Origin of the sequence: Pseudomonas sp. CBS, from assembly GCF_024734645.1 — a bacterium.
In the GTDB taxonomy this organism is placed as follows: Bacteria; Pseudomonadota; Gammaproteobacteria; order Pseudomonadales; family Pseudomonadaceae; genus Aquipseudomonas.
The window spans coordinates 1,680,962-1,700,589 of record NZ_CP102929.1; the positions used below are offsets into that span (position 1 = coordinate 1,680,962).

Consider the following 19,628-nt stretch of genomic DNA (forward strand, 5'->3'; position numbering starts at 1 on the left):
CGAAGATTTCCGAGGACTATTGCATGCACACTACAACACCCGCTCCCCAGCCACAGGACGTACCCGTAACAGTGCGCTGGCTGAACCCGATTGGCTGCCCCACATTCGACGCCCCCATCGCCGACCTGCTGCACGGCATCAAGCAACCATCGACGCACATCGAAGTCGTGTCCTTTGACATGGCGCACAGCCCGACTCATCTGGAATATCGGGCGTACGAAGCACTCACTTATGAACGCACCCTCCGTATCGCCCGCGACTGCGGACAACAGAACATTGATGCGCTGGTGATCGGCTGCTTCTACGATCCCGCGCTGGAAGATGCCCGGGAAATCTCCGGCGAGACGATCGTTGTCGCCCCTTGCCAGGCAAGCCTGCAAGTGGTCGAGCATCTGGCCAACCGGTTCTCGATCATCGTCGGGCGCAACAAGTGGATAGAGCAGATGCATGAACGGGTCCGCAGCTACGGCGCGGCGGACCGGCTGGCATCGATGAGACCACTGGGCATGGGGGTTGATGAATTCCAGAAGGACCCCGCCCTCACCCGCAGTCGAATCATCGAACAAGCCATGCTGGCCGTCGAAGAGGACGGAGCCGAAGCCATCGTGCTCGGCTGCACCATCGAGTTCGGCTTCTTTGAGCAGGTGCAGCGGGAAGTCGGCGTACCGGTAATCGACCCCGTGGTTGCGGCCTTCAAGATGGCCGAGGCCATGGCCGGCATGAAACGGCGCTTCGGCTGGTCACCCAGCCGGGTCGGCAGTTGTGAACCGCCACCGGAAACCGAGATCAAGGCCTTCGGCCTGTTCCAGGGGCCGGTGCCGATCGGCAATCGGGTCAAGGCATAACCCTCCCTCACTTGGATGATCTTCCATGAGCACGAGCAACGTCACCGAGACGCCCTCGCCGGGCAGCAACGCGTCCATCCAGCAGGTGGGCGATGTGTTCAGAGATGTTCCCTTGACTCGCGAGCACCTCAAATGCTGCCTCGCGTTGTTCTTTGTATTTGCCATCGAGGCGTGGGAGATGATGATCATCGTCTACACCGCGCCGCTGATAGCAGAAGACCTGACCCTCGACGCGCTCGCGGTCGGCAATCTGATCAGTGCCATGTTCATCGGCATGCTGCTGGGGTCATTGGCCTGGGGCAAAGTCGCCGAACGAATTGGACGCAAACGCGCGATTCTCTGGAGCCTGACGATCTACGGCGTGATTTCGCTGGCCAGTGCGTTCGCCCCGAACTACCTCAGCCTTTATGTGCTGCGGCTGCTGTCGGGCGTAGCGGCAGTGGGGATGATGGTCGTCACCTTTGCCCACTATCAGGAACTGCTGCCGGTGCGCCATCGCGGCGCGCTCACGGTGTACCTTGCCTCGGGCTGGCCGATCGGGATGTTGCTGGCGCTGGGAGCCACGGTATGGCTGATGCCCTGGGGCTGGCGCGCGATTATCGTGCTGAGTTCCATGGGAAGCCTCTGGGCGCTGGTGGTGGCGCTCTGGGTTCCGGAATCGCCTTATTGGCTGGCGAGTGTGGGAAGGCAAGCGCAGGCCAAGAGGGTGATCCAGCGACTGAGTCGCGGCGCCGTGCAAATAGCTGAAAGTTGCCAGCTGCAAGTCGACCAGAGCACCCGAGGCTGCCAGCGCGATTTGTTTGCAGGCGCCATGCTCAAAGTCAGCGCCCTGCAAATCCTCGTCAACTTCACGTTCTCATGGGGTTATTGGGGATTGCAGACCTGGCTACCGACCCTATTGCAGCAACGCGGTCTGAGCTTGCCGCAAAGCTACGGCTTCATTGCACTGTCGGCGCTGTGCATGATCCCCAGTTACGTCGCCGCGTCCTTCCTGACCCATCGTTTCGGGCGCAAGAAAATCATCATCGGCTTTATCGGAGCCTCAGTGGTTGCCGGCTACGGCTTTGCCAACGCACACACCCTGGAAATGCTCTACCTGAGCAACTTTGCCCTGGCTTTTTTCAGCCTTGGCGCCTGGGGTGTCTGGGGCACCTGGATCGCCGAACTGTACCCTACGCCACTACGCACCATTGGTTACGGCTGGGCGATTTTCGCCCAGCGGGTAGCCAACGTCCTGGCGCCCTCGCTGATCGGTGCACTGGTGGCTTATGGCGCGTCTTTCAATGTTACGACCACCCTCATCAACGCCTTCATGCTGATTACCGTGATGTTAGTGGCATTTATTCCGGAGACCGAAGGCAGGGCCTTGCAATAAACCGCCAACCGTCGCCGCCGTTTCGGACAAGACAGCAAGAAGCAGCCCGACATCAGCCTCGAGACAAGTCGGTTTGAATGCATGCCGTTGGCATCAGCTTCCCGGACAACCGGGAAGCTTTACTACTGAGTGATGTCGCTGTACATCACCCCAGAAACGGAATTCATCATGGACACACAATCGCCGGCCAATGGGCTGGTATTTCCAATGCAACGGGGCCCCTTCCAGAACAACGGGGCCTCACCATGGTATTCAACAATCGCACTGGGCAGCCCTGGTCAACCGTTGAAGCTGGCAATCGACTCAGGCACCAATATCAGTTGGGTGACTTCAACACTTTGCCCAACTGATAAATGCGTTCATTTTGCCGCAGGCCGGTTTGACCACCGGGCTTCCAGCACCTTTGCATTTACCGACTGCCTGCAACGCCCCTATAGCTTTGGCCCCTGGGGCACGATGCAGGTTGAAAGCGCTTCGGACGTGCTAACCGTCCCTTCAGGAAGTGCACAGCCGATCAAGCTGTTTCTGGCAACCGACTATGACGGTGACTCGTTCAAGCAGCTGGATTGGGATGGCGGTATCGGCCTGCCGTGCAGCAGCGCCTACATTGAAGGACGAAGCTCATTTATGTTCCAGGATCTGATCAGCAGTGGTCGACTCGATCCGACGCATCCCTACGTAGCGTTTGACTGGAACCCCTCAGATCGCAGCGGTACGTGCCAGATGGGTGCTATCGACGCCTCCAAAACCCGGGGCCCGGGGTTGTTTCTTCCTTGGTCCGTCTATAGCAGATTGCCGGGTGTGGAATACATCTGGTCTACCGAACTGAAGTCCTACTCGGTGGGCGGTGAAACGCTGGCGAACAACTTGAGCTTTGCCCTGGACTCAGGATCGTCGCAATTCAAGGGCGATGACGCGATCATGGGACAAACCCTGGCGCTTATCGCTCGCGGCGCACGACCTGATGTTGTGTTGGGATTTGCCGAGGGTGAAATCACCTTGGGTGCTGACCTGTATAGCCTGCTGGTTGAAGAAGGCCCACAAAAGGGGCAGACCGTCCCGCAGTTTGCGCCGCTGGGCCTGCCTGACCTTGTGCTGGTGGGATCACTGGTCATGGAGCACTGCTACACCGTTTATGAATATCAGGTGGTGCAATGCGGGCATGAGGTTTACTCACTCGCCCCCACCGGAATCTGGTTGTTCAATCGCCCAGGTGGGCCGCAGATCATTACCCGCTCGTCGTCACGTCCGTTCAACCCAGGCCCCCGCCCGGTGGCGAACACAAAGGTCATACTTCCTGGCCCGACGATTGAAGTCCCCTCCGCCGAGCATAAATCGGTGGCAGGCACCTGGAAAAATGAATATGGATCAGTCATGACCCTGGCGGTGACGGGCAATCGGATTCGCGGCACCTATCAGTCTTCGACCGGCTCAACAGGCAAGTACGAAGTGACAGGTTTTCAACTGAACGAGCCTGCTACCCCCGCTCTAAGTCAGCCGGTGACATTGGCTATCGAGTGGCACTCCATCGGCGATGATCCGGCGGATCCGAGCTGGAATTGGTGTTCAGGACTAAGCGGGCAGATGAGTGTTACACCCGCAGGAGACAAGCTGCAGCTATCGCACGTGTTGGTAGCAAGCAGTGACTTTCCCGGGCTTGCGGGACAGGGGACTTACGTTGACAAGCTTACTTATCGGCGAGTGGATACGGCATCGCCTGATGATCCGAGTACGCCGCCCCTGGAGACACTACCGATTGAGAACGCGTTGAACGGCACATGGGTGGCTGACAATGGGACGATACTTGAACTGAGTGTGCATGCTTCCAGCCAGCGGCGGTCGGGTCACGTCCGTGGGCGGCTTTCCACATCGGGTAGTCATGTTGAGGTGTCCGGCTTCACCGATATCAACGCACTTGCGAGCAAGCTGGCGCTGCAATCGGTGAGCCTCACCGCCGCACAAACGCAGGAATCAAGCGTAAGCAGCCTTTGTGGTTCATTGGAATTACAAGGTGAAGTGCTAAACCTGTTCTCGGTGACAAGTTCAGCAACGACACCCCAGCGTTCCTATTTGGCAACGCAGGTATTGGCACTCCGTTTCAAGCGTAACGAGACCACGCGCCTATGAACCAAGCCCCTACCCGCGCTTACCCATCAACGGATCACTGATGCTATGCGCCCCCGTCTCGATGCGCCCCGCCACTCGTCGCACCCAGCCATGCTCGTCACGTAGCTTGAAGTCATACCAGCCCCCATTCGGCTGGCAGGAGAACGTGCGTTGCACCGTACTGCCGCCCGCAATCTCCAGCAGCCAAGGCCCCTGTTTGGTGTAAGGGCAACGCTCGATGGTCACCGAGGCAGCACGCTTGCCGGGGTTGGCCAGGGTCAGCAGCAAGGTATCGCCGTGATACGCCAGGGATAACTCCGGCTCGCGACGCTGCAAATGCCCTTTGAACGAACGGTGGAAGCCATTCGGTCCCAACAGCCAAAGCTTGTAGGCGCCCGCGACTTGCCAGGTGTCGCTGAGGTGTTTGCCGGCCTCTACCGTGTAGCGGCGAGGTACCTCGTCCAGGTGCAGGCGGTCGTAGACGTGGAACACCACGCCTTGTTCGCCATTGTTGAAGAAGTCGAGGCTCACTGAGCTGGCGCGACGATCAACCGAGCTTTCGACGTTCAACTGGTACGGCAGCGCTCGGGATGGGCGCGCCATTCGCGCCTGGAACGGTGCCTGTTGCTGACCCACGGTTGGCAGGGCGACCTGGGGCAACTGCTCCTGGCGTTGACGCAGGGAGTCGGCGGCCTGGCGGCTGATGGTGTGCAGCGGCGGCAGGGTCTCGGTGTTGGGGTTGACGAAGTTGAAGGCTGAGGTGAGGTCGCCGCAGACGGCACGGCGCCAGGCGCTGATATTGGGCTCGCGTACGTGGAAACGCTTTTCCAGGAATTGCAGCACGGAGGTGTGATCAAACGCCTGGGAGTTGACCCAACCACCACGGCTCCACGGTGACAGCACCAGCATCGGCACTCGCGGGCCGGGCCCGTACACGCCGCCGTCGGGTGCGGGTTGCTGAGTCGTGCCGGGTGGCGCCGGGTGGGTGAAGATCTCACTGTCGAACTTCACTGTGGACTTGCCGGCAAAGCTGCCGTCCAGACGTTTGGATGGGGCCGATGGCGATGGCACGTGGTCGAAGAAACCGTCGTTTTCATCGTAGTTGACCAGCAACACGGTCTTGCTCCAAACGTCCGGGTTGGCGGTCAACGCCTTGAGGATTTCCTGGGTGAACCAGCCACCCTGCACCGGGCTGGAAGGCCCGGGGTGTTCGGAGTAATCGGCCGGGGCCACCAGCCAGCTGACCTGAGGCAGGCGCCCGTCGTTCACGTCTTTGCGAAAGCCCTGGATGATCGCTTCCAGGTCGCTGCCGCTGACGGCCGGGAGTGTGTTGCCGTTGCCCTTGTACAACGGCACGCGGGCGTTCAGTTGATCGCTGTAGGGCACAAAATCCTTGAAGTCTTTCGGTGGCACGGCGGGGTTGCCGGCCGCGACGCTGGCTGCACGAAACTGGCGAAATCCGGCCAAGGGGTTGTCGCCAAAGTTATCCGGCAGGTACTGGTAAACCTTCCAGCTCACGCCCGCTTCTTCCAGGCGCTCGGGATAGGTTTTCCAGGTGTAGCCCACGCCCACCGCGCCGGGGCCGTCCCATTCATTGACCACCGCCGCCACATTCGCGCCCGTGGGGCCGTTGGTGCCGGTCCAGTGGAACAGCCGATTGGGATTGGTGCCGGCGTGCACCGAACAGTGGTAGGCATCGCACACGGTAAAGGTGTTGGCCAGGGCGAACTGGAACGGCACTTCCTGCTCGCGGTAGTAGCCCATCGAGGTGGGCGTCTTGTACGTCGGCCAGGCATTCATCCGGCCACTGCCCCACGCGGCGTGCTCATCGACCCAGGAATGCGGCGTGCCGCTGACCCGCTGTGCGTTGCCACGGGAACTGTCCAGGTGATAGGGCAAAATCCGCCGCCCGACGCCCTGCTGCTCCCACACCCGATGCCCGCCCGGCAGCGGAATGGTGAAGCGGTCGCTGAACCCGCGCACGCCGGGCAAGGTGCCGAAGTAGTGATCGAATGAGCGGTTTTCCTGCATCAGGATCACCACGTGTTCGACGTCCATGAGGGTGCCGGTGCGGTTGTTGGCGGGGATCGCCAGGGCCTGGCGAATGGAGTCGGGCAACAGGGTGTAGGCGGATCCGATGGCAGCTGCCTGCAGCAACTTTCTGCGTGTAAGAGTCGGCATAAGACGATTCAATCCCTTGAGGTTCTGGAGCAAGGCTCAGGACAAAATAGGCACTCAAGGCGACAAAGAAATGACATCGCTCGAATCGCGTTCGAGCTGCCCCACCTGATACTCCCTCGGCGTACACCCGAACTCGCGCTTGAACACCGTGTGCAGGTACTGCGCCGATTTGAACCCGCAGTCGTAGGCAATATCAGCAATGCCGGCCCCGGTATTTTCCAGGCTCGCAACCGCCGCCGCGAGCTTGAAGCGCAGGATTTCGTCGTGAACGCTGCGGTTCAGTTCGCTGCGAAAATGCGCTTCCAGGGACGACCGCGACACACCGACGTAGTTGGCGACCTGGGCGGTCTTGATGCCCTGGCAGGCGTACTGGCGAATGAAGTGCAGCGCTTGCATCACGTAAGGATGGCCGAGGGGTTGGTGCAGGCTTGAGGTCTGCACGTTGACCGCTTCCGGCGGCACCAGGATCTGGCTGCCTGCCGAGGGCATGCCATGCAACATCTGGTGCAGCAGGCGCGCGGCGGTGCGGCCCATTTTTTCGGTGCCCTGAATCACCGAACTCAGTGGTACGCGGGTCAGGGTGCGGGTCAGCGGGTCGTTGTCGATGCCGATCAATGCCACTTGCTCCGGCACCGGGATGCCGGCGGTGAGGCAGGCTTGCAGCAACTGCCGGGCCCGGGCGTCGCTGACTGCAATGATGCCGATGGGCTTGGGCAAGCTGTGCAACCAGGCGATCTGCTGCTCCACCGCCGAGTCCCACAGCGGTGCGCTGGTGCCCAGCCCGCGATACACCTCCACCGGCAGGCCATCGCGCTCCAGCAAACGGCGGAAGGCTTTTTCGCGCTCCTGGGCCCAACGGTTGATATCGGCTTCAGGCAGGCTGAAACAGGCAAAGCGCGTCAACCCGGCTTCGATCAGGTGTTCATACGCCAGCTTGATCAGGGCGAAATTATCGGTGGCCACGTACGGAATATGCCGTGGGTAAGCCCGCTCATCCTCATAAGACCCGCCCACCGCCACCACCGGCACATGCACACCCGCCAACGCCGGGCCCATCGCCGGGTCGTCGAAGTCGGCAATGATCCCGTCGCCATGCCAGCGCTCGATGCCCTTGAGACGGCAGACGAAGTCCTCCTCCAGAAACAAATCCCACGACACCCGCGTACTGCTCAGGTAGTTGCCGATCCCGGTGATGATGCCGCGGTCGTAGATCTTGTTGCCGTTGAACAGCAGGGCAATCCGGTGCACTGGCGGGACGGTTTTCACAGGGACGGCTCCATGGGAGGTGTCGATCAACTATGCGCCAAAACTACTCAAAATCGAACCCGGCTCTGGTGATTTTCATAATCGCTTGGCCAGGGGCCGTTGCTAGTATCGAGGCAAGGTTAACGTGCACTCATAACAACAAGGATCTGGCGATGCCCTACTTTCCTGCTGTCGAAAAAATCCTCTATGAAGGCCCCAATAGCGACTCTCCCCTGGCCTTCCGGCACTACGATGCAAACAAGCTGATCCTCGGCAAACCGATGCGCGAGCACCTGCGGATGGCCGCATGTTATTGGCACAACTTCGTCTGGCCCGGCAGTGACATGTTCGGCTCCGGCACCTTCCAGCGGCCCTGGCAGCAACCGGGGGAAGCCATGCAGGTGGCGCGCGGGAAAGCCGAGGCGGCGTTCGAGTTTTTCTCCAAGCTGGGCATCGACTACTACAGCTTCCACGACACCGATGTCGCCCCCGAAGGCGCAAGCCTGGCGGAGTACCGCAACCACTTCGAGCAAATGGTCGACGAACTCGAACGCCATCAGGAAGAGACCGGCATCCAGCTGCTGTGGGGCACGGCCAACTGCTTCAGCAACCCGCGCTTTGCCGCTGGTGCCGCGAGCAATCCCAACCCCGAGGTGTTTGCCTATGCGGCGGCCCAGGTGTTCAGCGCGATGAATGCCACCCACCGTCTCAAGGGTTCCAGCTATGTGCTGTGGGGCGGCCGCGAAGGCTACGAGACCCTGCTCAATACCGACCTCAAGCGCGAGCGCGAGCAACTCGGGCGTTTCATGCGCATGGTGGTCGAGCACAAATACAAGATCGGTTTCACCGGCGAGCTGTTTATCGAGCCCAAGCCACAGGAGCCCACCAAGCACCAATATGACTATGACAGCGCCACCGTGTTTGGCTTCCTGCATCAGTTCGGGCTGGAGAAGGAGATCAAGGTCAACATCGAGGCCAACCACGCCACCCTCGCCGGCCACAGCTTTCACCATGAGATCGCCACCGCCGCGTCCCTGGGGATTTTCGGCAGCATCGACGCCAACCGCGGCGACCCACAGAACGGCTGGGACACCGACCAGTTCCCCAACAGCGTCGAAGAGCTGACCCTGGTCACTTACGAGGTACTCAAGGCCGGTGGTTTCAAAGGCGGCGGCTACAACTTCGATTCTAAAGTGCGCCGCCAAAGCCTGGATGAAGTTGACCTGTTCCATGGCCACGTGGCCGCCATGGACGTGCTGGCGCTGTCCCTGGAACGCGCAGCCGCCATGGTCCAGAACGATGCCCTCGAGCAGTTCAAGGCCCAGCGTTATGCCGGCTGGGACCAATCGTTCGGGCGCGCCGTACTCGGCGGTGACTTCAGCCTGGAATCGCTGGCCGAGCATGCCTTCAGCCACCAACTCAACCCTCAAGCGGTAAGCGGCCGCCAGGAGATGCTCGAAGGCGTGGTGAATCGCTTTATCTACCCATGACCGCTACGCTCCAGGTCCAGCAGTGCGTCTAAACAACAATAAAAGGGACTCACCATCATGAAACACCTGAAAACCGTCTTGATCACCAGCGTTCTGGCACTGCTTTCCAACTCGGTCATGGCCGACGCGGCCCATCCGAAAATCGGCTTTTCCATCGACGACCTGCGTCTTGAGCGCTGGGCCCGCGACCGTGATTACTTCACCGCCGCCGCCGAACAACTGGGGGCCAAGGTCTATGTGCAATCGGCGGACGCCAACGAACAGCGGCAGATCTCGCAGATCGAAAACCTGATCTCCCGGGGCGTCGACGTGATTGTGATCGTGCCGTTCAATGCCACGGTGCTGAATAACGTGGTGGCCGAAGCCAAGAAAGCCGGGGTGAAAGTGCTGTCCTATGACCGGCTGATTTTGAATGCCGATATCGACGCCTACATCTCCTTCGATAACGAAAAGGTCGGCGAGATGCAGGCCCAGGGCGTGTTGAACGCGCAGCCTAAAGGCAATTACTTCCTGCTGGGCGGTGCGCCGACCGACAACAACGCGAAGATCCTGCGCCAGGGCCAGATGAAGGTGCTGCAGCCTTCGATCGACAAGGGCGATATCAAGATTGTCGGCCAGCAATGGGTCAAGGAATGGAACCCCACCGAAGCCCTGAGCATTGTCGAAAACGCCCTGACCGCCAACAGCAATAAAATCGACGGCATCGTCGCCTCCAATGACGCCACCGCGGGCGGCGCGATCCAGGCCCTGGCGGCACAAAAACTCGCGGGCAAGGTGCCGGTCTCGGGGCAAGACGCCGACCTCGCCGCGATCAAGCGCGTGATCGCCGGCACCCAGACCATGACCGTCTACAAACCCTTGAAGCTGCTGGCGACAGAGGCGGCCAAGCTCTCGGTGCAACTGGTGCGTGACGAGAAACCGGCCTACAACTCGCAGTACGACAACGGCAGCAAACAGGTGTCGAGCATCCTGCTCAAGCCTACCGCATTGACCAAAGACAACGTCAATGTGCTGGAAGAAGACGGGTTCTACACCAAAGCGCAAATCGCCGGGCAGTAAGCGTACGGCTCACTGCAGGGGCGGTTTGAGGCCGCTCCTGCCTTTTCGCTGTGGAATGAGTGCCCGCCATGTCCGATTACTTGCTGGAAATGAACAACATCGTCAAAACCTTCGGTGGCGTCAAAGCCCTGAATGGCATCGACATCAAGGTGAAACCCGGGGAGTGCGTGGGGTTGTGCGGCGAGAACGGCGCCGGTAAATCGACCCTGATGAAGGTGTTGTCGGCGGTGTATCCCCATGGCACCTGGGACGGTGAAATCATCTGGGACGGCCAGCCGCTGCGCGCCCATTCCATCGCCGAAACCGAAGCCTGCGGCATCGTGATCATCCACCAGGAACTGACCCTGGTGCCCGACCTCTCGGTGGCCGAAAACATCTTCATGGGCCACGAGTTGACACTGCCCGGCGGGCGCATGAACTACCCCGCCATGATGCACCGCGCCGAAGCCCTGATGCGTGAATTGAAAGTGCCGGACATGAACGTCGCCCTGCCGGTTTCGCAGTACGGCGGCGGTTACCAGCAACTGGTGGAAATCGCCAAGGCCCTGAACAAGAAAGCGCGCCTGCTGATCCTCGACGAACCCTCCTCGGCGCTGACCCGCTCGGAAATCGAGGTGCTGCTTGACATCATCCGTGGGCTCAAGGCCAAGGGCGTCGCCTGCGTGTACATCTCCCACAAGCTCGATGAAGTCTCGGCCATCTGCGACACCATCGCGGTGATCCGCGACGGCAAACACATCGCGACCACGGCCATGGCCGACATGGACGTGTCGCGCATCATCACGCAGATGGTCGGCCGTGAGATGAGCAACCTCTACCCCACCGAACCCCACACGGTGGGCGAGGTGCTGTTCGAGGCGCGCCACATCACCTGCTACGACGTCGATAACCCGGGCCGCAAGCGCGTGGATGATGTCTCGTTCAGCCTGCGCCGTGGCGAAATCCTCGGCATCGCCGGGCTGGTGGGCGCGGGCCGTACGGAGCTGGTGTCGGCGCTGTTCGGCAGCTATCCCGGGCGCTACGAAGGCGAGGTGTGGCTGGACGGCAAACCCATTGATACGCGCACGCCACTGAAGTCGATCCGCGCCGGGCTGTGCATGGTCCCGGAAGACCGCAAACGCCAAGGCATCGTGCCGGACCTGGGCGTTGGGCAAAACATCACCCTGGCGGTGCTCGACAGTTTCTCGCACCTGACGCGCATCGATGCCGAGGCGGAACTGGGCAGCGTCGAGCAGGAAATCAAACGCATGCACCTGAAGACAGCGAACCCGTTCCTGCCGATCACCAGCCTTTCCGGTGGCAACCAGCAGAAAGCCGTATTGGCCAAGATGCTGCTGACCAAACCCCGGGTGCTGATTCTCGACGAACCCACCCGTGGCGTGGATGTGGGTGCCAAATATGAGATCTATAAATTGATGGGCGCACTGGCGGCCGAAGGCGTGTCGATTATCATGGTGTCCTCGGAGTTGGCCGAAGTACTGGGCGTGTCTGACCGGGTGCTGGTGATCGGCGAAGGCCAGTTGCGTGGCGACTTCATCAACCAGGGCCTGACCCAGGAACAGGTACTCGCCGCCGCCCTCAGCCAACCAAACGGGCATGACAATAATAATGATCGGAAGTCCGCGTAAATGAACCAGGTCAAACAGCTCTTCACCCGCTACAAAATGCTCGCCCTGTTGATCGCCGTGGTGCTGATCTGGGTGTTTTTCAGCTGGCAGACCGAAGGCGGTTTCCTGACCCCGCGCAACCTGTCGAACCTGCTGCGGCAGATGTCCATCACCGGCATTCTGGCGTGCGGCATGGTGCTGGTGATCATCAGCGGCGAGATCGACCTGTCGGTGGGCTCGATGCTCGGTTTGCTCGGCGGCGTCGCGGCGATTCTGGATGTGGTTTATCACATTCCCCTGCCGCTGAACCTGGCCATTGTCGCCCTCTGCGGCTTGTTGATTGGCCTGGGCAACGGCTACATGACCGCGTACCTGCGCATCCCCTCGTTCATTGTCGGGCTGGGCGGCATGCTCGCGTTTCGCGGGGTGCTGCTGGGCATTACCGGCGGTACCACGATTGCGCCGGTGTCACCGGAACTGGTGTACATCGGCCAGGGCTATCTGCCGACGGTGGTCGGGGTGATTCTCGGCGTATTGCTGTTCGGGCTGACGGTGTTCCTGACCTGGCGCCAACGCCACAACCGCGCCCTGCACGGGTTGGCACTGCCGTCGATGCTGCGGGACAGCGTGCGCGTGATGCTGATCGGTTTCGTGCTGGCCGGTTTCGTCTACACCCTCAACAGTTACGACGGGATTCCCGTGCCGGTGCTGCTTCTGCTGGTGCTGCTGGGGGTGTTCAGTTACGTCACCAGCCAGACCGTGTTCGGGCGCCGCATCTATTCGGTGGGCAGCAACATGGAAGCCACGCGCCTGTCGGGGATCAATGTGCAGGCGGTCAAGCTGTGGATCTTCGGGATCATGGGCGTGATGTGCGCCCTCGCCGGGCTGGTCAACACCGCGCGCCTGGCGGCGGGTTCACCCTCGGCAGGCAACATGGGGGAACTGGATGCCATCGCGGCGTGCTTTATCGGCGGTACGTCGATGCGCGGCGGTTCGGGCACGGTGTACGGCGCCCTGCTCGGTGCGCTGGTGATCAGCAGCCTGGACAACGGCATGTCGATGCTGGATGTGGACAGCTACTGGCAGATGATCGTCAAGGGCAGCATCCTGGTGCTGGCGGTGTGGGTGGATGTGAGCACACGGACGGGGCGGCGCTGAGGGCGCCAGCCGGTTACTGCACCGGCAGGAAATTCATCAGCAGCAGGCTTTGCGCATAGTTGAGACCGATGCGCCGGTAGCGTTCGTCGAGCATCTGGGTCAACAGGTCGAGGCGCGCGACGATCTTGCCGAATTCGACGGCGAAACTCAGGTTGCTACCCGCCTCCGAGATCTCGTTGGAGAACAGCAACAGCGAGCCATTGGCATCCTGGCGCTGACTGAGCAGCCAGGTGGCCTTCTCGATATTGCGCGCGGCATTGCTGACGAATTGGGGGTTGATCGAGTCCGTTATATAAAACTCGGTGCGCCCGCCGTGGGCCGTCACCAGCATGCTGCCGATCGCGTAGATGAAGGCGCCCACCCGGTCGCCGCGAAACTCCGGGCTCAGGGAGTAGCTCAATGCGGCCAGGTCGCGGCGATCCCCCAGGGCGGGCAGCGGTTGGCGAAGTTCGATGGCCTGGCGGATTTGCCGGGCGGCGGTCACAGCGTCTGTGTAACCCGATTGACGCCACTGGTTAGGGTTGCGCAGGTAGAGTTTGCTCATCAGCAAATACAGGCTTTGCAGGTTATCGCGCATGCTCAGGGTGGCCATGCGATCAACGCTGGTCTGGAAGAACTCGTCGGGCTTGCCGTTGCTGAACTGCTGGGCAATATCGCGCCCCTGCTGCTGGCTGCAACCGTTGGCGCAAAGCATCAAAACCGCAGCCAGCCACAGCGGCTGGCGCATCCATCGAGTGATAACAACAGGTAACGTGCAATCCATCGGCACCAGGTCTGGGTCTTCTGTCCACGCCGGAAATTAGTGTGGTCGGGACAGAGATAGAGCAGGAGAACGGGAAAAAGTGCGACGGGACGCCCAAACGAATAATTTTTCGAGACATGCATCCACTTTGCTCCTTGGTACGTAGATTCAATACCCTCAACCGGGGGAACAAGAACCAAGGAGATACATCATGCATGCTTTCTACAAAAAAATTGCTGCCGTCGCCTGCTTCACGATCCTCTCCATCACAACCACCCTCAGCGTTGCAGCCGACACTGTGATGGTGGGCGGTGCGGCGATGTATCCGACGAAAACCATCGTCGAAAATGCCGTCAACTCAAAGGATCACACGACTCTGGTGGCGGCGGTCAAGGCAGCCGGACTGGTTGATACCCTGAACAGCAAAGGCCCGTTCACCGTATTCGCACCGACCAACGAAGCCTTCGCCAAACTCCCCGCAGGCACCGTGGATACGCTGGTGAAACCTGAGCACAAAGCTGACTTGACGAAAATCCTGACCTACCACGTGGTGCCTGGCACCCATACCTCTGCGCAACTGATGGCCGACGCCAAGAAGAACGGCGGCATGGTGATGTTGAAAACCGTGCAGGGGGAATCGCTGACGATCAAGCTGCACGACGGCAAGCTGTGGGTGGTGGATGCCAAGGGTGGCAAGGCCAGCATCAGCATTGCGGATGTGATGCAGTCCAACGGCGTGATTCATGTGGTTGATTCGGTGCTGATGCCGTAATCGCCGCTCGACACCGAAAAGCCCGGCGCAGTGCGCGTCGGGCTTGTTCGGATGCGTCAGTTATCGGGGTGTTCACTCGCAACAGAATCAGCGGCATCCACATCCGACATATCCTCCTCCAGAGGGGCATCATCGTCCGGCGGTAGAGGCGCTTCAGGTTGATCGCGCCGAGGATCATGCCCGGTTTCATTGTCTGTACCGCGCGTTACGCCCTGCTGGGATACGTTTCCAGGGGCCTTCTCGTTAATTTCCATGCTGGCTCTCCGTTCTGGCGCGCGGGATGTCCGTGCTTGAACATGAGAAACGATGCGGTGTCGCGAGTGCCGGCCGATGGACGAACGGTGGGGATCAATTTCATAACGGCCCTAACGCTCCGAGAGACTCTATCCACCGCAGGATCGCGGGTTTCTCTGCTGGTTTTTCGCCAATGCAACACACCTCGGGGTCGGTGAGAGAACACCAGACAGACACCGGGTCTCCCACTCGCAAGCCATACGAGGCTTTACGAAGCGCCGTCGTTGACCAAGCGTCAACCGTCTCGTTGAGAGACTTGTGAAAGTGCTGCCCATTGACGCTATAGCTGAAGCTCATGAACTGGCGTCCGGCCCACGATGCCTCACGCCCGACGAAGGTTACGTAGCCAGGTACCACTTGCCCCGCGTCCATGGCACTCATGAGTTCTCTCCTGAAAATAGCCCGGAAACACGTTTGTTTTTTGTGCTTTTACACTGTTATAGCTCAGAGGCCCGCAGCGCGACAGATCCTTGGTCGCCGCCTACGGTGAGGCCTGAAACTGACTACCCTTTATATCTGACACACATTGACATATCGATAATTCTCGATATGATCGCGCCATGGACTTACTCGAAATATTCAAAGCCCTCTCAAACCAGACACGCCTCGAAATCCTGAAAGGTTTGAAGGACCCCGAAAAGAACTTCCCTGCACAAGATGAAGGGGACGTTCACTCGGTGGGCGTGTGCGTCAGCAGCATCCAAGAAGGCATCGGACTGTCACAGTCGACGGTGTCCGGTTACCTTGCAACCCTGCAACGGGTTGGCCTGGTGGAAGTCCGGCGCATCGGCCAGTGGACCTACTACAAGCGCAATGAAGCCACCATCCGCAGGCTTGCCGAGATCATAGGGCAAGATTTGTAGTTTTTTTGCCACGGGATATCGAGATTTCGCGATATCCCTTTTTATCGAAACGAGGAAATGCAATGAAGGCGTTGATACTCAATTCATTTGGCGGCCCGGAATCATTCGAACTTCGCGACGTTCCCAAGCCCGTTCCGCACACGGGGCAAGTCCTGGTTCGCGTACACGCAACCTCCATCAACCCGCTGGATTACCAGGTCCGGCGTGGCGACTACGCTGACCTGGTGCCGCTACCGGCGATTACCGGGCATGACGTATCGGGTGTTGTTGAGGAAGTCGGGCCGGGGGTGACGTCCTTCGCGCCAGGAGACGAAGTCTGGTACACCCCGCAAATATTTGACGGACCCGGCAGTTATGCCGAGTACCACGTGGCGCACGAAAGCATTATCGGGAAGAAGCCCCCTTCCCTGAGTCATCTTCAAGCAGCAAGCCTGAGCCTGGTCGGCGGGACCGCCTGGGAAGCATTGGTGGTGCGTGCGGCACTCAAAGTGGGAGAAAGCATCCTGGTGCACGGCGGTGCGGGAGGCGTCGGCCACGTGGCGATCCAGTTGGCAAAAGCCATCGGCGCCAACGTATTCACGACCGTGCGCGGAGTCAACGCTGAGTTCGCACAAAGCATGGGGGCTGATGTAATCATCGACTACGAAAAGGAAGATTACGTCGACGCCATCCAGCGAGAAACGGCTGGCCGTGGAGTCGATGTGGTGTTCGATACCATCGGCGGCAACACGTTGTCGCGCAGCCCGGACGCCCTTGCGCAACTGGGTCGCGTGGTCTCGATTGTGGACACAGCACACCCCCAAAACCTGGTTCAGGCCTGGGGCAAAAACGCGAGTTATCACTTCGTTTTCACACGACAGAACCGCGGCAAGCTGGATGAAATGGGCGCACTGATAGCCAACGGTCACCTGCGGCCACACGTTGGCGCGGTCTATTGCCTTGCCGACATCCCACTCGCCCACTCCCGCCTTGAAAGCCCCAACAACGGCATTCAAGGGAAAATCGCGATTGCCGTGTCTTCCGAGTTACAGGAGGATTGGCGCAACAGTGTCTGAGCGGAACGCACTGAACCACTTCTTTGGAGAGCACGGGTAAATGGCAGAACTGATGGAAATGCTCGACGGCCCAAGGACCGCACAGCAGGAACTGTTCTACGACCTCGAAGATGCGACGGCCATCATCGCCTGGTCGGTCAATGAGCTGGCCACTATCGCAGGGGGCGCCAAATCACCCGACGAAGCTGTCGCCCTGATGAAGATGGGTGCACTGCTCGCGGCTCAGCAGGAAAAGCTCAGCGGGTACGCGGATGAGGTGAAGGCGGGAAGGATCGTGCGGGGGGAGGATCAATAGTGATAAACACGCTACGCACCCAACAACCTTTCACATCCCTTTCACAGTCGAGCGCTTATGGTTACCCCAGCTCCTAAGTGAACACCTTTAAGCCCGCACTCCCCATCGCGGGCTTTTCTTTGCCTGGAATTCGGTAAAAGGGGATATCAAAACCTTCATCCAGTTTCATTTGTTGATGGCCTGGGCTGTCGCCTTAATGCTCCCACACGAACTCGTGCACAGGAGCAAAATATAATGAAAAAACGTCAACCGTTACTTCAGCTCAATACTTTGGCCGTGGCGCTGGCTTTTGCCTTGCCGGCCATGAGCTATGCCAGCGATCAGTCCGACTCCAAGGGCTTTGTCGCCGACAGCAGCTTGAATATCCTCAACCGCAACCTGTTCTGGAACCAGAACGGCAACGGCGCCCACACCCGTGACTGGAGCCAGGCGCTGATGGCGACCTACAGCTCGGGTTTCACTCAAGGCACCGTTGGCATCGGCATTGATGCGTTTGCCGACCTGGCGTTGCGCATCGACGGGGACACCGACCGTGCCGGTGGCCCGAACATTCCGTCCGACGCCAATGGCAATCCGGATCATGGCTTCGCGAAGACTGGCGGTGACGTCAAGTTCCGTATTTCCAATACCACGCTCAAGGTCGGCGACCTGCAGCCTACATCGCCGGTGTTCGCCACCGCCGATAACTACCTGATGCCACAGACCGCAACAGGCTTCCAGATCGACAGTCATGAAATCACCGGCCTGAACCTGGAGGCCGGCCATTACACCTCCGGCACCGGTACCACCACCACCTCGCGCAGCGGCGACATTCTCGCCAGCTATGCAGGCGTGGCTGCGTCGTCGGCCAGCTTCGCGGGGGGCAAGTACCAGTTCAGCAAGGAATTCACCGCGTCGCTGTACGGAGCGCACCTGGAAGACGTCTGGAACCAGTACTACGTCAACTTGAACCTTGTTCATCCACTGACCGATGACCAGTCCGTCGCGCTGGACTTCAACCTCTATCGCACACTGGACGACGGCAGCGCCAAGGCCGGGACCATCGACACCACCGCCGCCTCGCTGGCGGCGGCCTACACCCTGGGTGCGCAAACCTTCACCCTGGCCGGACAGAAGGTTCATGGTGACGAGCCGTTCGACTATGTCGGCTTTGGGGAGACCAATGCCGGCGTCGGTGCCGGCCGCTACGGCAACTCGATCAACCTCGCCGACTCCGTGCAGTACTCCGACTTCAACGGCCCGGGCGAGAAGTCCTGGCAGATGCGTTATGACCTGGACATGAGCACCTTTGGCGCCCCCGGCCTGAGCTTCATGGCCCGTCATATTCGCGGTTCCGGCATCGACGGTACGCATACCCCCGGCAATTCGGCCTACACCGGATTCTATGGTGCCAACGACCAGGAACACGAAACCGACGCCGAAGTGAAATACGTGGTGCAGAGTGGCCCGGCCAAGAAACTGTCCTTTCGGCTACGGGAAGCTTGGCACGATGGTGATGCATCCACCGGTGGGCATCTGGTGCAGACGCGGCTGATTACCGAGTATCCGTTGAATATCTTCTAAACAGGCAGGCGTGCCCGGGCGATGGATCGACCGGGTACTCTGCGTGGCCAGGTATTGTTCGGCAGGCATTTTGATTCCACACACACAAAAAAGGCGCTACCAAGAGCGCCTTTTTTGTTACCGCTGACTTATTGCAAACTAACCTGACGCAGTTCGGGCTCTTTCCCGCTGCCAATCGTGATGCGCTTGGGCTTGGCCTCTTCAGGAACCACGCGCAGCAAGTCGATGCTTAACAGCCCGTTGTTCATCGAAGCACCGCGCACCTCGATATGATCGGCCAGCCGGAACGACAGCCGAAATGCTCGTTGCGCGATGCCCTGGTGCAGATAAGTGACTGCTTTCTCGGTTTCGCGCTTGTCGCCAACGACTGTCAAAACGCCCTTCTCGACCTGAATATCCAGATCCGCTTCAGTAAGCCCAGCGACTGCAATGACAATGCGATATTCGTCATCACCGTGCTTTTCCACATTATGAGGCGGATAAGTGTTCGGAGCCTCGCTGCGAAGCGCCGACTCAAACAGGTCATTGAAGCGATCGAAGCCCACGGATTGACGGAACAAAGGGGCCAACGAAAGGGTAGTAGCCATCTCAAAATCTCCTGATTAAATCCAAGTGATTAAGTGCGCGACCCGCATTCGGCGTCGCGTGATGAAAATTTATGTTCGCCGGGAAAATTTTCAAGAGGGCAGATAAAAATTTTTACATTTGAGCCAGCCGGGAACGGCTGGCTCGGTTGGATAAACAGGCCGCCCGCTTACATCAAGCGCCCTTCGTTACGACTTTGTTGTTTTTTTACGCCTTTCCCAGTTATGCGTTCGTATTGGTGGTGAATAAACCACACGACCATGAGCAGGCCAGACAAGCCAATAACGAACAGCAACAGCTCTATTGCGGGACCTTCGTGTGAAAACATTTTTCGTTCCTCATCCTGAAGTAGTGTGACCTGAAAACGGTCACCACCGAAATTGTTCGTAACAA

The 19,628-nt window shown here is 59.6% G+C and carries 18 protein-coding genes; 12 read left to right on the forward strand and 6 right to left on the reverse strand.

What is annotated here, in order from left to right; all coding sequences use genetic code 11:
- Nucleotides 1-23 precede the first annotated feature (23 nt).
- From NVB75_RS07605 to NVB75_RS07615, 3 genes are all read left to right on the forward strand, one after another.
- Nucleotides 24-845 (forward strand): aspartate/glutamate racemase family protein, encoded by an 822-nt coding sequence (locus tag NVB75_RS07605; RefSeq protein WP_258346694.1) that lies wholly within the window; start codon nt 24-26, stop codon nt 843-845.
- 25 nt (nt 846-870) lie between these two features.
- On the forward strand, nt 871-2,220 hold the full coding sequence (locus tag NVB75_RS07610) for an MFS transporter (protein WP_258346695.1): 1,350 nt from the start codon (nt 871-873) through the stop codon (nt 2,218-2,220).
- 168 nt (nt 2,221-2,388) lie between these two features.
- Complete coding sequence (locus tag NVB75_RS07615) at nt 2,389-4,347, forward strand: avidin/streptavidin family protein (RefSeq protein WP_258346696.1); 1,959 nt, start codon at nt 2,389-2,391, stop codon at nt 4,345-4,347.
- Nucleotides 4,348-4,356: 9 nt separating this feature from the next.
- On the opposite strand, the gene NVB75_RS07620 is transcribed toward NVB75_RS07615, so the two are convergent.
- Both NVB75_RS07620 and NVB75_RS07625 read right to left on the reverse strand, forming a co-directional pair.
- Nucleotides 4,357-6,507, reverse strand: coding sequence for a phosphocholine-specific phospholipase C (locus tag NVB75_RS07620; protein WP_258346697.1), 2,151 nt, complete (start codon nt 6,505-6,507; stop codon nt 4,357-4,359).
- A gap of 54 nt (nt 6,508-6,561) precedes the next feature.
- The gene (locus NVB75_RS07625) at nt 6,562-7,773 is read right to left on the reverse strand and encodes a DNA-binding transcriptional regulator (RefSeq protein WP_258346698.1); all 1,212 of its coding nucleotides are present in this window, start codon (nt 7,771-7,773) and stop codon (nt 6,562-6,564) included.
- A gap of 152 nt (nt 7,774-7,925) precedes the next feature.
- On the opposite strand from NVB75_RS07625, the gene xylA reads away from it, so the two are divergent.
- The 4 genes from xylA to NVB75_RS07645 all read left to right on the forward strand — a co-directional run bounded on the left by xylA (nt 7,926) and on the right by NVB75_RS07645 (nt 13,066).
- Nucleotides 7,926-9,242 (forward strand): xylose isomerase, encoded by a 1,317-nt coding sequence (gene xylA / locus NVB75_RS07630; RefSeq protein WP_258346699.1) that lies wholly within the window; start codon nt 7,926-7,928, stop codon nt 9,240-9,242.
- Nucleotides 9,243-9,299: 57 nt separating this feature from the next.
- On the forward strand, nt 9,300-10,301 hold the full coding sequence (gene xylF, locus NVB75_RS07635) for a D-xylose ABC transporter substrate-binding protein (protein ID WP_258346700.1): 1,002 nt from the start codon (nt 9,300-9,302) through the stop codon (nt 10,299-10,301).
- Between the two features lie 68 nt (nt 10,302-10,369).
- Nucleotides 10,370-11,929: a D-xylose ABC transporter ATP-binding protein gene (xylG, locus tag NVB75_RS07640; RefSeq protein WP_258346701.1), complete on the forward strand. Its 1,560-nt coding sequence runs from the start codon at nt 10,370-10,372 to the stop codon at nt 11,927-11,929.
- Nucleotides 11,930-13,066: a sugar ABC transporter permease gene (locus NVB75_RS07645; protein ID WP_258346702.1), complete on the forward strand. Its 1,137-nt coding sequence runs from the start codon at nt 11,930-11,932 to the stop codon at nt 13,064-13,066.
- 13 nt (nt 13,067-13,079) lie between these two features.
- On the opposite strand, the gene NVB75_RS07650 is transcribed toward NVB75_RS07645, so the two are convergent.
- Nucleotides 13,080-13,793 carry a hypothetical protein gene (locus NVB75_RS07650; RefSeq protein ID WP_375378913.1) on the reverse strand — a complete coding sequence of 238 codons (714 nt, stop codon included), beginning with the start codon at nt 13,791-13,793 and terminating at the stop codon, nt 13,080-13,082.
- A 226-nt stretch (nt 13,794-14,019) separates the two neighbouring features.
- Between NVB75_RS07650 and NVB75_RS07655 the strand changes: the two genes are divergently transcribed.
- Nucleotides 14,020-14,580: a fasciclin domain-containing protein gene (locus NVB75_RS07655; RefSeq protein ID WP_258346704.1), complete on the forward strand. Its 561-nt coding sequence runs from the start codon at nt 14,020-14,022 to the stop codon at nt 14,578-14,580.
- Nucleotides 14,581-14,636: 56 nt separating this feature from the next.
- Here the strand turns inward: NVB75_RS07655 and NVB75_RS07660 are convergent, their stop codons facing one another.
- Nucleotides 14,637-14,834 (reverse strand): hypothetical protein, encoded by a 198-nt coding sequence (locus NVB75_RS07660; RefSeq protein ID WP_023658951.1) that lies wholly within the window; start codon nt 14,832-14,834, stop codon nt 14,637-14,639.
- 600 nt (nt 14,835-15,434) lie between these two features.
- Between NVB75_RS07660 and NVB75_RS07665 the strand changes: the two genes are divergently transcribed.
- The 4 genes from NVB75_RS07665 (at nt 15,435) to NVB75_RS07680 (ending at nt 18,650) form a co-directional block, all read left to right on the forward strand.
- Nucleotides 15,435-15,737: a helix-turn-helix transcriptional regulator gene (locus tag NVB75_RS07665; RefSeq protein ID WP_258346705.1), complete on the forward strand. Its 303-nt coding sequence runs from the start codon at nt 15,435-15,437 to the stop codon at nt 15,735-15,737.
- Between the two features lie 62 nt (nt 15,738-15,799).
- Nucleotides 15,800-16,792: a zinc-dependent alcohol dehydrogenase family protein gene (locus NVB75_RS07670; RefSeq protein ID WP_258346706.1), complete on the forward strand. Its 993-nt coding sequence runs from the start codon at nt 15,800-15,802 to the stop codon at nt 16,790-16,792.
- A 40-nt stretch (nt 16,793-16,832) separates the two neighbouring features.
- Entirely contained in the window at nt 16,833-17,087 is a 255-nt protein-coding gene (locus NVB75_RS07675) for a hypothetical protein (RefSeq protein ID WP_258346707.1), read from the forward strand.
- 234 nt (nt 17,088-17,321) lie between these two features.
- Complete coding sequence (locus NVB75_RS07680; RefSeq protein ID WP_258346708.1) at nt 17,322-18,650, forward strand: OprD family porin; 1,329 nt, start codon at nt 17,322-17,324, stop codon at nt 18,648-18,650.
- 128 nt (nt 18,651-18,778) lie between these two features.
- Here the strand turns inward: NVB75_RS07680 and NVB75_RS07685 are convergent, their stop codons facing one another.
- A complete protein-coding gene (locus NVB75_RS07685; RefSeq protein ID WP_003219642.1) occupies nt 18,779-19,237 on the reverse strand; it encodes an Hsp20 family protein in 459 nt (152 codons plus the stop codon).
- Nucleotides 19,238-19,404: 167 nt separating this feature from the next.
- On the reverse strand, nt 19,405-19,563 hold the full coding sequence (locus tag NVB75_RS07690; RefSeq protein ID WP_258346709.1) for a hypothetical protein: 159 nt from the start codon (nt 19,561-19,563) through the stop codon (nt 19,405-19,407).
- Nucleotides 19,564-19,628: the final 65 nt, after the last annotated feature.